Here is a 15,548-nt window from a genome sequence, read left to right on the forward strand (position 1 = left end):
ATTAGGAGATTGGAAAGACTTTCTGGACGATCAGGAGTGAAGGGATGAGAAATAGAAAAACTATAAAATGGCCTCGTGACTATACACGGGCCATTTTTGAATGTAGTTTTATTCCTCAATTAAGTGGAACTCAATTTCATTCGCTGCGTTTTTAGCATTGGCTTTAGCCTCTTCCAAGCTATGACCTGCTGCCATTACATATGCATAACGATGCCCCATTGACAGCGGAGGAATTAGCCTAGTACCTTTCCTAGGTTTGATATATACATCAATAACCCCTGGCGACCTTCTCGCTCTATTTCTCCCAGTTACTCTTTCTAAAATTCCTTTTTTAGAAATAATCATATATTGTGTAAAAACAAAATTCTTTCTCTTCGGTTTTAGTATCGGAGTTTCACCTAGATATAATTTCAACGTTTCTTCTACTACATTGTAGCCAAATGCTGCATGGATCATTTGGTTCATTGCGCCACCTGAGATTCTTGGGTTCACTTCAATCAGTTTCCACCCATTTTTTGAATGTCGTAATTCTAGATGTAGGGAGCCATTTTTAAGTCCTAGTTCTGAGACAATCGAATTTAGAACCCCCTCAACTCCAGTTTGTATCTCTTCTGGGACACTAGCAAGGACCCCATAGCCAGTAACAATAAACCTTTTTCCTTGTGTAATTTCTTGTTCAATAATGGCTGCGGTGTACACTTTACTATTATGAATGATAGCCTCTACCAAATATTGATCCCCATCAATGTACTCTTCAATGATAATAGATTCTTCAGGGTATTTCTCCGTTAACTTCTTCATTTGGTCCTGTAAGCGGTGAGGGTTCTCAGCAAACAAAGCATCCTTTGAGCCAGTCGATTTGGGTGATTTTACCATCACGGGAAAGTTTAGTTTTTCATACATGAGTGAGTATGAATCATTTGGATTTACGATGAAAAACTTAGGGTTATAAGGTTGACCTTCTAATGCATTCCTTGTTTCTACCTTATCTTCCATTTTAAATATGGCATCAGGGGTTCCAATGCTTTGGCAAAACTCATCACATAGAAGAGAAGCTGTATGGATATAGGAATTAATAAAACTTACTATCGTTTTAATTTCCTTCCCTTGGATTTGTAACTTCTTTATTTCATCTCTCATGATAGAAAGGTTTTCTGTATCTATAAAAATCATCTCATGAACGTCTGGGTACTCTTCCCTTTGTTCAATTTGTCGATCACGATTTGTAAAAACAACTGTAAAATATCCCATCTTCTCTGCTGCTTTTATAGCGTCTCGACTCGAACCAGATTTATTTACACCAATAAATACAATAGTATTCAATTGTTCCACCTCCAAAAATAATGCTACAAAGACAACTCGATATATGTTATGAAGTTTGTTTCATGATGTATGGTTATCTATCCTTATAAAAGTAAAGTTTCTAACTGAAATAAGAGTTAAGTAAGGTAAATAGGTTGAACCTTTTGCGAAGTTGGTATTGTAGTGAAAAGATACAGGGGAAGGAAGGGAGGAATGAAAAAATTTTAGGTTAATGAAAGAAATTCAAAAACAGGAGCCCAAAGCTCCTGTTTACTTCAATACTCTGCGTGATGTCATGTAATTTTCTTGAGCCCAATCAGTATCAATGCTTTCTATCGTTACTCCTTTTGTTCTTGATAAATGTATAAACTCATTGTTTCCAATATATATGCCAGTGTGCGGTTCCTTCAAACCGCTGTCATCTCCTGAAAAAATGATAAGATCGCCTTTTTGCAAATTCGGCTTTAAAACATACTCACCAACTAGTACTTGAAGGTTTGATTTTCTATACTTGAGTTCAATTCCATTTTGTTTAAATACGTAATGCACAAAGCCAGCTCCTGTAAATGTTAAAGTGGATCGACTATAGGTATAACCAAATGTTGCTTTTTCCATCAGATACTTGGAAAATTGTATAACTTTGTCTAACTTTAATGAATATGGATTAATGATGTTACCTTCATCATCCAAAATCCGTTTGGCTATTAAGAAACGATGTTTGTAGTAGTCAACAAAAAGAACTCTAGTTTTAACTCCTTGATAAGTTGGAATAATCATACGGTGTTCCCCGGCATATATACCCACTAAGTATGGATTACTTGAATGGATAGATGTACTAAAAAAGATTAAATCACCTTTCTTAAGCTCACTGCGTTTTACGGTTTTACCCATATTCATTTGTTCCCATATATTATTGGTATTAAGGTGTACACCATTTGATTCGAATACATAACTAATAAACCCTGCAGGATTGAAAGTAAATGTTTTTTCATCATTGTTCAACCCAATTTTTGCCTTGTACTTTAGTTGAAAGGCTGTTTGGATGATTTTATCATTTTTAGTTAACGGGGTCTGAGGAATCAGAGTAGGAAGGATTCTGCGAGCGGTTACATAGTTTTCTTTATAATATGATTTGCTGTCTAAGTCAGATATGACAATTCTATATTTTGGATTTGCCATATGAATCATTTTATTCTCACCAATATACATTCCTACATGATCTGCAGGTTCACCAACATTATCCTTATCAAGGAAGAATAGTAAATCTCCCTTCTGGAGTTCACTTCTTGGTACATATACCCCCTGGAGCATCATGTAATTTTCATTATAAGTCGCCAGGTCTACACCACACTTTTCAAAAATATACATCAAAAATGTGGCGCAAGAAAACTTATATGGGTATGTTGGCTTATATATTTCTTTGCTATACGTTGCTTTTCTTATTAATTCTTTGCCAAGATTAATTAATTCGTCTGCCTTGGCTTCAACAATTTTTTGATGCTGATTCGATTCAATTAAAGCGCTAGTATTCCCGATTATCATAAAAAAACACCTCCATACAAACAAGCTCGTACTATCATATGAAATTTGTCCTATGGTTGTATAGAGGTTTGTCCCTTTTTTAAACAATTTGTAGTTTGAATTGGGTAGTGAGGGGTACTATATGAGAGATGGCCGCTTTCTAGTCCTTAAAATACAAAAAGGAAGCATATCGCTCCCTTTTTGAAGTAATTATAATGATCTCTTTGCAATCACGTAATTTTTCATTGCCCAGTCAGAGTTTAAATCAAGTGAAACTAATTCTTTAGTAGATGTAGATAAGATAAGAACTTTATTATTCCCTTGATAGATACCAGCGTGAGTAATGTTTGTTCCTTTATTATCAAGTGAGAAGTAAATAACGTCTCCCTTTTGTAGGTTTGCTTTTGAAACCGTTTGACCTACTGTGGCTTGTCTGCTAGCTAATTTGTATTTCAAATCGATTCCATGTTTTTTAAACACATAATAGGTAAAACCAGCACCTGTGAAGGTAAGTGTGCTTTCATTATACGTGTATCCGAACTTGGCTTTTCCAGTTAGATTGGCTGCAAACTGGACAAGCTTGTCAGCTTGTGTTTCAGCAACCGGTGCGGTGCTTACCGTTTCAGTAAAAACACGTTTCGCTGTTAAGAAACGTTGTGAGTAGTAGTCTACAAATAGAACTCGAGTTAATACACCGTTGGAATTTGGAACGATAATTCTGTGATCTCCAGCGTAAATACCAACTAGTGAAGGAGTTGTTGATCCAATTGAACTACTTAAGTAAACTAAATCACCTTTTTTTAAGTTAGAACGTGATACAGTTGTACCAGCCTTCATTTGCTCTTTTACGCTAGTAGAAGACCCAAGATTTACACCATTTGTTTTGTAAACATAATTAACAAAACCTGGTGCAGTAAATCTTAAAGCTGTTTCATCATTAACAGAACCCATCGTTACTTTATTAATAAGGCTATAAGACGTTTCAACAATTTTGTCTCCCTTTGTAGCAGGGTTTGCAGACATTAAGCTTGGTAGTACTCTACGAGCAGTAACATAATTGTCTGTGTAATAAGGTTTGCTCGCCATATCTGTAATAACAATATGTTGCTTTGGATCTGCCATGTGAAGGACTTTATTATCACCGATATACATTGCTACATGGTCTGATGGCTCATTGTCTGTTTTATTTGCATCAAAGAATACTAAGTCACCTTTTTGAAGCTGACTTTTTGCAACGTACGTACCTTGTTGCATCATGTAGTTTTCATTATAAGTGGCAATGTCCACACCACTTTTTTCAAAAATGTACATAAGGAACGTTGCACACGAGAATTTATAAGGATATGTTGCCTTATATTCAGTATTACTGTATGTTGCTTTTCCGATTAAGCTTTTTCCTAACTGAATTAACTCATCTGCTTTTGCTTCTACAGCTGCTTGATTGTTGTATACGTTTGTGGTCGCTGCTGACACTTCATTGATAGGTGAAGGCATTCCCACACTGCTGAAAGTGAGTGCTAAAGCTAATGTAGTTGTTACAATACGTTTCTTCATCTTTATGGGTACCTCCTAGTATTTTGTTTTTTAGTTTTTGTTTGTTGCTCGAGACTGATTGTATCACACAAAACAAAAGGGACTTTGCGGAAAAATATCCCAAGTCCCTTTTAAAACAAATATTACAGCCTAAAACATAGGTATACCTTGCTGTTTGACTCTACATTACATTTCTGTTACAGCTTTAAACTCCTTGCTAAATCAATCATGGATCTGCTGCTCATTGGTCCCTTTATTAACAAATGTGTGTCTGAATCTAGTTCTTCTAATAGGATTTCTTTTACGTTTTTTTCTACCTTATTAAACATAAAAATATTTCCTTTGAAGTTTTCTAAATGAGCTTGTTTTGCTATCTCTGTAGCTTTCTCACCAATGGTAATAAGGGTGTGAATATCACGCGAAGCAACCATTGAACCAACCTTTTGATGGAACTCTATTTCGTAGTCACCTAATCGATTAATATTCCCTAACAGAACGATTTTTTTCTTATTTTTACTGATCTCATCCATTACATTAAGGGCTGCTTCTATTGAAGTGGGATTAATTGTCCATGTATCATCGATAATTGTTGATCCGTTAATACCACTCGATACTTCTAAGTGTCTTTCCATGTTTTTAAACGTTTTTAGTCTTCGGGAAGCATCCTTAATATCTAGTCCCATGGCATGGACTGCTGCAATTGCTGCTAAAGCATTATATACCTGATGTTCACCATAACCTGGAACGAATACGGGATAACTTTTTTTATTATGTTGTAGATCGAATGTCATTCCATTGTTAGAAAACTTTATATTAGTAGCTTGATAATCTGCCGAAGGGTGGACACCAAAATATACAACCTTTCCATTAAACTGTTTGAGAGAAAGTTTTTTTATGTTCTCGTCATCACTATTAAGGATTAATGTTCCACCTTCCCGAACTCCTTCAATAATCTCGCCTTTAGCCTGAATATAGCCTTCTAGCGTTTTACATCCATCTAAATGGTGTGCACCAATGGTTGTAAGAATCCCAATAGTCGGACTATAGATTAGACATTGGTGCTTAATATTTCCCGGGTTTCCTAAGCCAGTCTCAAATACAGCCGCCTTGGTCTTACGATTGATTCCTAATAAGTAGGGAAAAGATCTCCTAGGTTCATTTTTACTACTTTCCGTTGCCTGTACCAGTCGATCTTGATTTAAAATCTGTTTGATCATCTCTTTAGTAGTCGATTTCCCACAGGTGCCTGTGATGGCCACAACCGGGATGTTAAATAGATTTCGATAGTATTCAATAAATTTCCAATAAGCCTGAACGACACTTTTTACATGTATGACCGTTATTTGGTCATTTATATCCTTTAGCTTCTTTTCAGACTTATCCGTGATAACTGCACAAGGGCTTACTTTTTTTAGGAAATCCCAGTCAGGCTCATCTCTTTTATATAAGAAGACTAGTGTGTTTGCTCCTTTAATATCTTGACGACCATAGACCGCAGCGTGTCTAACATACCAATTTTCTGAACCACTTAGAATATTCCCCTCAAGAAAATGAACAATTTTGCTTACTAATATCGGTTCCACAGACTCATCTCCTTTCATGAAGCTATTATATGATTGGAAAGACATTACTGTTTGTATAGGTACCTAACAACATAGGAGTTCAAGTATCTCCTCCTACAAAATTTCCTTTTTGTCCTACACAGCGAATATTTAGGAGAATACAGTATTTTAAGACTTATTAAAAAAAGTGGTGAGAAGATGGTTTATAAAGTAGGTAAATTGGAGCAAAGCCTATTACTACAGTCTGATTCTTTAACGAAAAAGCATTTCCCAGAAACAATTGAATATAGGAAAGAAAATATTGGAGCATTTTTAGAAAAATATAATACTATCTACGTTAAACATGATACGTCCGGGCAGGGTAGGGGAGTCTTTAGGGTAACTCAATCAAAGAATAATCAAGTATTGGTTGACGGTTACACCCTATTTAGTAAAGCGGTTAGTGGAGAAAAAAGTCTAGAAGAATTTCACAAAATTCTTAATCCGTTCGAACGACTTGGGAGAATTGATCCTTATATCATTCAAGAAGGAATTAGTAGTGTAACTCCCGATGGAAATCCTTTTGCAATCCGAGTTCATGTTCAAAGAGTAAAAGGTCAGTGGGTAGTAGGAGGGATGTACGGGAATATTGGAACGGCAAATCATCAGAAAAATGGTGTAATCAATAGATATCGAGGTACAAAGCCAATACCAGTAGATGAATTATTTGTAAAATGGTTAGGAATGAATAGTGGTAGAATAGAGAACGTGAGACAGAAAATACAGGAAGTTTCCCTTGCTACTGCTGAAGTAATTTATGCTAAATACCCTTGTAGGGAATATGGAATCGATATGGGTGTTGATGCAAGTGATAAACCAGTAGTGTTTGAAGTAAACACAACACCAGGAATCGGATCCTTTCATGGAGTAGATATAAATCTTTGGAAAAACATAGTGAACAATCGTAAATTAAGTTAAGACATTTGTATCGTGTCTAAAAATGTATATTAATGAAGAAATGCGTCGACAGCTGGATGTTGGCGTTTTTTTCTTGATAAATCTTAGAATATTAAACTTAGAAAAACTCGGTACTTTTTAAAAGCAATTAAGATAAAGTTAACCATTTTATCTTGTCCAAATTTCTCCATATTCCTTGCTGAGAGGCTTTCTACCGTTCTGAGATGGCATTTCGTGGATTCAGATGTTAATGGTAACGCTTACACTCACTATTTGGACATATTGCTTATGACTTGCTTATTTTCCCTTGAAATCAAATTTGAGCATGGTAGTATAAAAAATGTTCGCGAAAACAAGAACACAATACGAACAGCATGGGAGAGATAGCATGTTAAAAAATAAATCAATAGCTTTTTTAGGTGCAGGATCCATGGCAGAGGCAATGATAGCAGGTATTGTTAATGCGGGAAAGGTACCTACAGATCAAATATTTGTAACGAATAACAGCAATGAAAAAAGATTAGAAGAATTAACGATTAAATATGGGATTAACGGGGTAAAGAGAGAAAACTTGCATTTTAATCAAATCGATATCTTTATACTTGCTATGAAACCAAAAGATGCAGATCGTGCTTTGAATTCTATAAAGAGCCTTCTAACCCCCAATCAACTTGTCCTATCTGTTTTAGCGGGAATTTCCACTTCCTTCATGGAGCAGAACCTTCAAGCAGGACAGCAAGTGATTCGTGTTATGCCGAATACTTCAAGTATGATTGGTGAATCAGCCACAGCATTATCCCCAGGAGCACATACTACACAAACTAATTTATCAATAGCTAAAGAATTACTGGAGAGTATTGGTGAAGTATTCATTATTAACGAGGAGAAGATGGATATTTTTACAGGATTAGCAGGAAGCGGTCCAGCTTATTTTTATTACTTGATGGAACATATGGAAAAAGCAGGATTAAAAGGCGGTTTGGATGTTGAAACGACAAGAAAAATTATTGCTCAGACCATTGTTGGAGCAGCAAGGATGATTCAAGAGCAAGATGAAGACCCAACCGTTCTCCGTGAAAATGTTACTTCCCCAAATGGAACTACTGCTGCAGGACTTGATGCGCTAAGAAAAAATGGTGGTGGCAAAGCCATTGCCGAAGCAGTTTTCCATGCAGCCAATCGATCTAAAGAGATTAGCTCGAAACTAGCAGAAACGATAGATTCAAAAAAGTTAAAAGCAATTTAACAAGAATTTGACTATTCGCTAGGAGAGCAGGGCTAGATAGCTTTGTTCTCTATAGTTAAACCTTCGGCTTTTGCATGGAAAAAATGAAGCAAAATGCCCTTACACAAACTAATTAACATAACATCGATACAGGAGTGATTGGATGACCCCGGACTTGAAAAAAAAGCGGGTTGTAATAAAGATTGGAAGCAGCTCATTAACAAGTAGGCATGGAGAGATTAGCAGAAGAAAGCTTGAAAAATTGGCAGATGAAGTCGTGGTCTTAAAGGATTCTGGTCATGAGGTGGTAGTCGTTTCATCGGGTGCTGTTGCTGCAGGTTATCGAAAATTAGGTTGCTTAAATCGCCCTGATACCCTACCAGAAAAGCAAGCAGCAGCTTCCATTGGCCAAGGATTATTAATGGAAACATACTCAAAGCTATTTTTATCTCACGGCTATGTTGCTTCCCAAATCTTGATTACAAGAAGCGATTTTTCAGACGAGAATAGATACAAAAATGTTCGGAATACATTAAATGTTTTATTGCAAAGAGGTATTATACCCATTGTAAATGAGAATGATACCGTGACGATTGATCGGTTAAAATTTGGAGATAATGATACCTTGTCAGCGAAGGTTGCTGGTCTAATTGATGCTGATCAGCTCATCATATTGTCAGACATAGATGGTCTATATAATGCAGATCCAAGAAAAGAAAAGGATGCAAAATTATTAGAACAAGTCCATGAAATTACTCCTGAAATTGAAGCCGCTGCAGGTGGCTCTGGAAGTGCGGTTGGAACAGGTGGAATGAAATCAAAAATAGACGCAGCCAAAATCGCTATGGCCTCAGGTATTACAACGTTTTTAGGTAGATCTGGTGTTGATAACGTTTTAATAGATGCTGTATATGAACAGGCAAAAGGGACTTATTTTAAGACTGAAACGAATACGATTAACTTAAATCAAAAGAAAAAATGGATTGCCTTCAACTCAGGTCCAGAGGGTGAAGTAGTGATAGGAAATCACGCTAAAGATTTAATTATGAACAAAAAGCAAAGCCTTCAAGTAAAGGGTATTGAGAAAGTTAAAGGTGATTTTAAGAAAGGTGCAGTTATTAGAATTACTGACGTTTACGGGGAAGAAATTGGCCTTGGTATGGTGAAGTATGCTAAAAAAGATCTCTTAGAGATGAAAGAGACAAAGGATATTTCTGTTGACCAGATAGCCGTTCATATAGAAGATTTTGTATGCCATTTAGAGGTATCACTTCCAGTTGGAATATAAATTGAGATTAATGAAAACGCATTGAAAAAGGGAGGAATTTGGTGGCTACAGTAATTGAAAATACGAATGTTGAATTACAAGCAATTGAAGCAAAAAAAGCTGCTAAGAAATTAAGTTTATTGACTACTGAAGAGAAAAATGAGGCTTTATTAATAATCGCTAACAAGTTAGAAGAAGAATATAAGGGCATTTTACAAGCAAATGAAAAAGACTTAGAGGTTGGAAGAGAAAAAGGGTACGAAGCTGCTTACATGGATCGATTAGCCTTAACAAAAGATAGAGTATTTGATTTTGCAGATGGTCTGCGTCAAGTTGCAAAACTTGAGGATCCTACAGGTGATATTTTATCGGAATGGACGTTAGAAAATGGGTTAAAAGTAGAAAAGGTCCGTGTACCACTAGGAGTCATCGGAATGATCTATGAAGCGAGACCCAATGTAACTGTTGATGCAACAGGTCTTGCTTTAAAATCTGGAAACTCCATTGTTTTAAAAGGTGGTTCGTCTGCAATAAATTCCAATCGTAAAATTGTAGAGGTTATGCACTTAGCACTCGAGAATACGAAAATTCCAAAAGAAGCAGTGCAATTTATTTCGAGTACGAATAGAGAGGCTACGGAGCAGTTATTTACGATGAAAGAACATATTGATGTTCTAATCCCGCGTGGTGGTGGCTCATTAATAAATGCAGTTGTTAACAACGCCACGGTTCCTGTATTAGAGACAGGTGTTGGAAACTGCCATCTTTATATCGATAAAGAAGCGGATGTTGAAAAGGCACTTAGTATTCTAGTTAATGCAAAAACAGATCGCCCAGCTGTTTGTAACGCGGCTGAGACGCTAATTGTTCATCAGGAATGGTTTGAACAACATATTGATAGGTTAGTAGAAACTTTTAATCAAAATAACATTGTCGTTCATGGAGACCAATTCGTTACATCTCGTATTCCAAACGCTCTTCCTGCCGGGGAAGAGGACTGGGAAAATGAATACTTAAGTTTAGATATAGCGGTAAAGGTTGTTGGAAATGTTGACGAGGCGATTGACCATATTGATCGTTATGGTACGAAGCATTCAGAAGCGATTATTACGGAAAATCGAGATACTGCGGCTAAGTTTATGAAACTAGTAGATGCATCCTCTTTATATCATAATGCTTCAACGCGATTTACGGATGGAGGGGCATTAGGATTTGGAGCTGAAATAGGAATCTCAACACAGAAGCTTCATGCTCGTGGTCCAATGGGGTTACCAGCATTGACTACGGTTAAATTCTTAATGAGCGGAAACGGTCAAATTAGATAGAATCTAACAGAGAGCACTTACCAACATGGTGAGTGCTTTTGTTGAGTTATACATAGATAATTTTATTGTATGGAATTCCTTCAGAGTTAAATTTTCATTAGCTTATTTTTGAAAAATAAATTATGTTATTAGTAAGACTTTTTAAAAAAATCAATTAGAGAATGGATGGTTATAATATGGAGATTGGATACATTAATGGAGAATTTGTTTCATTGAATGAAAAAGTGATCCCTATTGATGAAAGGGGCCATCAGTTCGGGGATGGAGTATATGAAGTTATTCGTATATACGATGGAAAGCCTTTTATGATGGAAGAACATCTAGAGCGATTGATTAATAGCGCTAAGGCCATTAGATTGCCTATTACAGAGAGCGTTGATGACTTTAAGAGTTTAATTATGAAGGCTGTTGAGAAATCTGAATTACATAACTGTAACGTATATTTACAGATTACAAGAGGGATTGCGACTAGACAGCATCTTTTCCCAAATGTTCCTGCTTCTATTTCGATGACCGTAAGAGAAGCGAATCCTCTTTCAGATGAAATGAGAAACACAGGAGTAACGGCTATTACACATGAGGATGAGCGATGGGCAAATTGTTACATAAAATCGCTAAATCTATTACCCAATATACTTGCAAAACAAGTTGCACACGAGGCGGGTTGTTTCGAAGCCATATTGGTGAGGGATGGTTATGTTACGGAAGGAACCAGTTCTAATATGTTTATTGTTAAAAATGGAGCCGTTTATACAACTCCCCTTTCGAAGCATATTTTACCTGGAATTACACGTATTGCTGTCAAAGAAATTGCTAACCCTTTACAGATTAATTTCTACGAGGAACATTTTACTGAAGACCAATTAATGAGTGCTGAAGAAATTTTTATGACAAGCACGACTGCGGAAGTTCTGCCGATAGTTAGGGTGAACGACAAACCGATTGGACATGGAGTTCCTGGGGAAGTGACCAAGAAATTGTACGAACAATTTAAGAGAAAAGTAGAAACTCTTTAATTAGCTTCAGTGGTGTAAAGGTTTAAAAAGAAGGAGTTAATTTCATGCATATTATTGATACACATTGCGATGTACTACTGAAGCTTTGGGAAGGGAAGGGCACTCTTCGCTTCTCAGATTCAGAAAAACTAGATGCAAATAAAAGTAGATTACAGGCTGGGAAGGTCAAAGTCCAATTTTTTGCAATCTTTGTGGATCCTATTATTCACTCGGAGCAAAAATTTCAGGTTGCTCTTGAGCAAGTTGATTACTTCTATAAAGAAGTGTTAGGGAAGAACCCTGAGATGAAACATATTAAAAATTGGTCTGACTTTTATAACTTAGAAGATGGCCAAATTGGTGCGGTACTAACGCTAGAAGGTGTGGACGCAATTGGAAACGACCTAAAGAGGTTGAACATTCTACACCAATTAGGAGTTATATCTGTAGGTTTGACTTGGAATAATGCTAATTTGGCAGCTGATGGAGCAGGCGAACCTCGTGGTGCTGGATTAACTTTATTTGGTAAAGAAATTGTCCAATTCCATAATGAGAATAAAATCTTAACAGATGTTTCACACCTATCCGAAAAAGCATTCTGGGATGTTATGGAGATAGCGGAATTTCCTTTTGCAAGTCATTCTAATTCACGTGCATTATGCGATCACCCGCGTAACCTATACGATGATCAAACAAAGGCTCTCTTTAATAAAGGAGGAGTTATCCATGTTGTGTATTGTACGGAATTTATTATTAAAGAGGGAAGGCCAAAAATATCGGATGTGATTAAACATATTGACCATTTCTGTTCACTAGGTGGTGTAAAGCAAATCGGCTTAGGTTCAGATTTTGATGGGATATCTAAATTCGTTGTCGATCTAGAAGATGCTTCCTACTACCAAAATATGATTAATGAGCTGCTGAAACATTTTAAAGAAGAGGAAGTAAAAGGGTTTGCTCATCAGAACTTCTTAAACTTTCTATCAGGTTTGAATCAATGAAGATTCGAAATCGAGGTGTAAAGGTTGGTAGACTTTCCCCTGGAACGAAGAATTGTATAACTGATGTTGAGGGAGTAAAGGTAGGGCATGTGACTTTAGATTTTCCACTGGATGAGACAGATTATGCTTGTACTGGGGTAACAGCCATTCTGCCTCATGGAGGAAATCTTTTTAGAAATAAAGTGACTGCAGCAAGTTATGTGTTAAATGGGTTTGGGAAAACTACAGGGTTGGTTCAGATTAATGAACTTGGTGTGATTGAATCTCCTATCATGTTAACGAACACTTTTGGTGTACCAGCAGTAACTCAAGGGACACTAGAGCACATGCTTGAACAAAACCCAGAAATCGGTGACACGACAGGAACCATTAATGTTGTAGTAGGGGAATGTAATGACAGTCACTTGAACTCGATACGGAAGTTTCCAGTAAGGCCAGAACATGCTCTTGAGGCCATTCACAACGCATCGACTGATGTTGCATCAGAAGGGGCAGTTGGTGCAGGAAAGGGAATGGTCTGTTTCGGATATAAGGGTGGAATTGGCTCATCCTCCCGCGTTGTCATTCATAAAAAAAGTAAAAAAGAGTACAAGGTTGGCTGCTTAGTTCTTAGCAATTTTGGGAAGAAAGAGGAATTCCAATTTGCGAAATATTGTGTATCAGGCCAAAATGAAGACGGGTTGAATGAGACTTCTGATGGCTCTATCATGATTGTTCTAGCAACGGACGCGCCGTTAAGTGATCGTCAGTTACTTAGAGTGGCAAAAAGGTGCGGGATTGGTCTAGGAAGAACAGGAAGTCACTACAGCCATGGTAGCGGGGATATTGTCATCGCGTTTTCAACCTCTCACCGCATTACTCATGTTCATGATGAAGAGTTTGAAAACCGACAATTCCTAAGAGAAGACCATCCGATCATGAATGAGCTTTTTACAGCTGCTGCAGAGGCAACTGAGGAGGCTATCCTTAATTCTCTATCTCAAGCAGTGACAACTAAGGGTCGTGGGGGAAATGTTGTATATCAGTATCCATTTGAATCATGAGGTTTTGAGGCTTGCTCTTTCGGAGGGCGGGTCTTTTTTTTTGTTTATTGTATTAGTGTAAAAAATAACGGAAATTTGAGAGATTGTGTACTAATAAGGGCTCTTAATACCTGAAATCCCTTATATTAGGAAAAATAGGTACTAAATGACCTCTTTAAAGCTCGAAATGTGAAAAAATCACTAAAAGTTGTAACTAAAAGAGGTTTTTAGTGCATAAAAAGGATCAATTTTTTTAATAAAGGGTTTAACAGAGTTAAGCCTTTAGTTTGTATTAATAGTAGAAGATTGATAGGAAAGTTGGCATAGTCTTAGTCGAATCTAAAGGGTATTAAGTTTTAGGTTTTGTCTAAATTTGTTGTTTATATTTATTACTTTTTACTTTTGTTTAAACATTCAGAATATTAGATGATTTAAATGTACAAGAATCGAAAGGGGAGATTGGATGATAAGAAAAACGTTTATGGCTATTACGCTTGGTGCTGCTTTAGTCATTTCTTCTACGAGTGTTGGGGCTAAATCAACAGAAAAGGCACCGAGTAAAAACTCACAGATAGCTTATTATGTTGATGAGTCTACACTTCCATTTGACGCACTAGACGGCTATAAAACTGATAGGTATTGGGGCGTACATAATGGTGCCGGATACCGGATTGAAGTACCTAAGGATTGGAATGGCGAGCTCGTTTTGTATGCACATGGATATCGAGGCACTGGTCTAGAATTAACAGTTAGTAACCCTTCCATTCGTGAACACTTGCTTGAAAAAGGTTATGCATGGGCAGCATCAAGTTATAGTACAAATGGATATGATGTGGCACAAGCTGTCAAAGACACCCACGCCTTAGGATCTTACTTTAATGGTAAAGTTAAAAAGCCTAAAAAGACTTATGTAATGGGACATTCCATGGGTGGGCACATAACCGCTGTTTTATCGGAACAATATGTAAGCGCTTACGATGGTGCTTTACCAATGTGCGGGGTGACAGGGGATACGGAGTTATTCGATTTCTTTACTGATTATGGGTTGGTAGCACAGGCATTAAGTGGTGTAAAGAAAGAGAATCAAAAGATACTTAATGATGAAGAGTATAAATTAAAAATACTACCTCAAGTTTATTCTTCACTTGGAATTGGTCAAAAATTAACAGTAGCAGGTGAAAATTTTAAAACGGTTATAATGAACTTAACTGGTGGAGAAAGACCGTTATTTGATGTTGCTTTTAATTCATATAAAGACTTCTTGTTTCAACAAATGCCAGTTGACCCAACCTACTTAGTAGCATCTGGTAATGTTATAGACAATACTGACTCCGTATACCAATTAGATAATGATTTGAACTTATCTCCTGATGAGAGACTTTTAAACAATGCTGTACTGAGAATTACTTCTGACCCTAATACAAAACAAAAAGGCTTAACCGGTGTACCTAAGGTAGAAGGAAAGCATAAAATTCCGATGATTTCTCTTCATAACGTAGGCGATTTATTTGTACCTTTCCATATGCAACAAATCCATGCAAAAAGAGCACAAGAAAATAGTAATGAAGATTTATTGGTAACTAGAGCAATTAGGGCTGTTGGGCATTGCGATTTTACGCCAGAAGAAGAGGTTCAGGCCTTTGAAGATCTTGTGCAGTGGGTAGAAAAAGGTGTTAAGCCAGAAGGGGACGATATTTTAAATCCTTCTGCAGTAGCAGATCCTTCATTTGGGAAAAAATTCACAAAGCCTTTAAGAAATTTTGACCTGTTGAACAACCAAGAGAAGTCTGAAGATTCTTCCTCTTAATTATTTGAAAAAGCTTAGTAGAGTCGTCATCCACGACCCTACTAAGCTCTCT

Annotated in this window: 12 protein-coding genes; 8 read left to right on the top strand and 4 right to left on the bottom strand. The window is 36.8% G+C overall.

What is annotated here, in order from left to right:
* Window positions 1-108: 108 nt before the first annotated feature.
* The 4 genes from ACFYKX_RS01340 to ACFYKX_RS01355 all read right to left on the bottom strand — a co-directional run bounded on the left by ACFYKX_RS01340 (window position 109) and on the right by ACFYKX_RS01355 (window position 5,939).
* Window positions 109-1,332: an ATP-grasp domain-containing protein gene (locus ACFYKX_RS01340; protein ID WP_389358983.1), complete on the bottom strand. Its 1,224-nt coding sequence runs from the start codon at window positions 1,330-1,332 to the stop codon at window positions 109-111.
* A gap of 240 nt (window positions 1,333-1,572) precedes the next feature.
* A complete protein-coding gene (locus tag ACFYKX_RS01345; protein ID WP_389357313.1) occupies window positions 1,573-2,844 on the bottom strand; it encodes a C40 family peptidase in 1,272 nt (423 codons plus the stop codon).
* Between the two features lie 189 nt (window positions 2,845-3,033).
* Window positions 3,034-4,377 carry a C40 family peptidase gene (locus ACFYKX_RS01350; protein WP_389357315.1) on the bottom strand — a complete coding sequence of 448 codons (1,344 nt, stop codon included), beginning with the start codon at window positions 4,375-4,377 and terminating at the stop codon, window positions 3,034-3,036.
* A gap of 176 nt (window positions 4,378-4,553) precedes the next feature.
* On the bottom strand, window positions 4,554-5,939 hold the full coding sequence (locus ACFYKX_RS01355) for a UDP-N-acetylmuramoyl-tripeptide--D-alanyl-D-alanine ligase (RefSeq protein ID WP_389357317.1): 1,386 nt from the start codon (window positions 5,937-5,939) through the stop codon (window positions 4,554-4,556).
* Window positions 5,940-6,116: 177 nt separating this feature from the next.
* On the opposite strand from ACFYKX_RS01355, the gene ACFYKX_RS01360 reads away from it, so the two are divergent.
* From ACFYKX_RS01360 to ACFYKX_RS01395, 8 genes are all read left to right on the top strand, one after another.
* Window positions 6,117-6,875: a YheC/YheD family protein gene (locus ACFYKX_RS01360; protein WP_389357319.1), complete on the top strand. Its 759-nt coding sequence runs from the start codon at window positions 6,117-6,119 to the stop codon at window positions 6,873-6,875.
* A 367-nt stretch (window positions 6,876-7,242) separates the two neighbouring features.
* On the top strand, window positions 7,243-8,100 hold the full coding sequence (gene proC, locus ACFYKX_RS01365; RefSeq protein WP_389357321.1) for a pyrroline-5-carboxylate reductase: 858 nt from the start codon (window positions 7,243-7,245) through the stop codon (window positions 8,098-8,100).
* 142 nt (window positions 8,101-8,242) lie between these two features.
* Window positions 8,243-9,367 carry a glutamate 5-kinase gene (gene proB / locus ACFYKX_RS01370; protein ID WP_389357323.1) on the top strand — a complete coding sequence of 375 codons (1,125 nt, stop codon included), beginning with the start codon at window positions 8,243-8,245 and terminating at the stop codon, window positions 9,365-9,367.
* A 41-nt stretch (window positions 9,368-9,408) separates the two neighbouring features.
* Window positions 9,409-10,671 (top strand): glutamate-5-semialdehyde dehydrogenase, encoded by a 1,263-nt coding sequence (locus tag ACFYKX_RS01375; protein ID WP_389357325.1) that lies wholly within the window; start codon window positions 9,409-9,411, stop codon window positions 10,669-10,671.
* A gap of 176 nt (window positions 10,672-10,847) precedes the next feature.
* Window positions 10,848-11,687 carry a D-amino-acid transaminase gene (dat, locus tag ACFYKX_RS01380; protein WP_389357327.1) on the top strand — a complete coding sequence of 280 codons (840 nt, stop codon included), beginning with the start codon at window positions 10,848-10,850 and terminating at the stop codon, window positions 11,685-11,687.
* A 44-nt stretch (window positions 11,688-11,731) separates the two neighbouring features.
* Window positions 11,732-12,667, top strand: a complete 936-nt coding sequence (locus ACFYKX_RS01385) for a dipeptidase (RefSeq protein ID WP_389357329.1) — start codon at window positions 11,732-11,734, stop codon at window positions 12,665-12,667.
* Window positions 12,664-13,710 (top strand): DmpA family aminopeptidase, encoded by a 1,047-nt coding sequence (locus ACFYKX_RS01390; RefSeq protein ID WP_389357331.1) that lies wholly within the window; start codon window positions 12,664-12,666, stop codon window positions 13,708-13,710. The genes ACFYKX_RS01385 and ACFYKX_RS01390 overlap by 4 nt, the downstream gene beginning before the upstream one ends.
* 442 nt (window positions 13,711-14,152) lie before the next feature.
* Window positions 14,153-15,496, top strand: a complete 1,344-nt coding sequence (locus ACFYKX_RS01395; protein ID WP_389357333.1) for a hypothetical protein — start codon at window positions 14,153-14,155, stop codon at window positions 15,494-15,496.
* The last annotated feature ends 52 nt before the right edge of the window (window positions 15,497-15,548 follow it).

The sequence above is a fragment of the Cytobacillus spartinae genome (assembly GCF_042865285.1).
GTDB lineage: Bacteria > Bacillota > Bacilli > Bacillales > Cytobacillaceae > Robertmurraya_A > Robertmurraya_A spartinae.

Excerpts from the sequence above, each read along its gene's own strand:
- ACFYKX_RS01345 (WP_389357313.1), bottom strand. The coding sequence starts at position 2,844 with ATGATAATCGGGAATACTAGCGCTTTAATTGAATCGAATCAGCATCAA.
- ACFYKX_RS01350 (WP_389357315.1), bottom strand. The coding sequence starts at position 4,377 with ATGAAGAAACGTATTGTAACAACTACATTAGCTTTAGCACTCACTTTC.
- ACFYKX_RS01360 (WP_389357319.1), top strand. The coding sequence starts at position 6,117 with ATGGTTTATAAAGTAGGTAAATTGGAGCAAAGCCTATTACTACAGTCT.
- proC (WP_389357321.1), top strand. The coding sequence starts at position 7,243 with ATGTTAAAAAATAAATCAATAGCTTTTTTAGGTGCAGGATCCATGGCA.
- proB (WP_389357323.1), top strand. The coding sequence starts at position 8,243 with ATGACCCCGGACTTGAAAAAAAAGCGGGTTGTAATAAAGATTGGAAGC.
- dat (WP_389357327.1), top strand. The coding sequence starts at position 10,848 with ATGGAGATTGGATACATTAATGGAGAATTTGTTTCATTGAATGAAAAA.
- ACFYKX_RS01385 (WP_389357329.1), top strand. The coding sequence starts at position 11,732 with ATGCATATTATTGATACACATTGCGATGTACTACTGAAGCTTTGGGAA.
- ACFYKX_RS01390 (WP_389357331.1), top strand. The coding sequence starts at position 12,664 with ATGAAGATTCGAAATCGAGGTGTAAAGGTTGGTAGACTTTCCCCTGGA.
- ACFYKX_RS01395 (WP_389357333.1), top strand. The coding sequence starts at position 14,153 with ATGATAAGAAAAACGTTTATGGCTATTACGCTTGGTGCTGCTTTAGTC.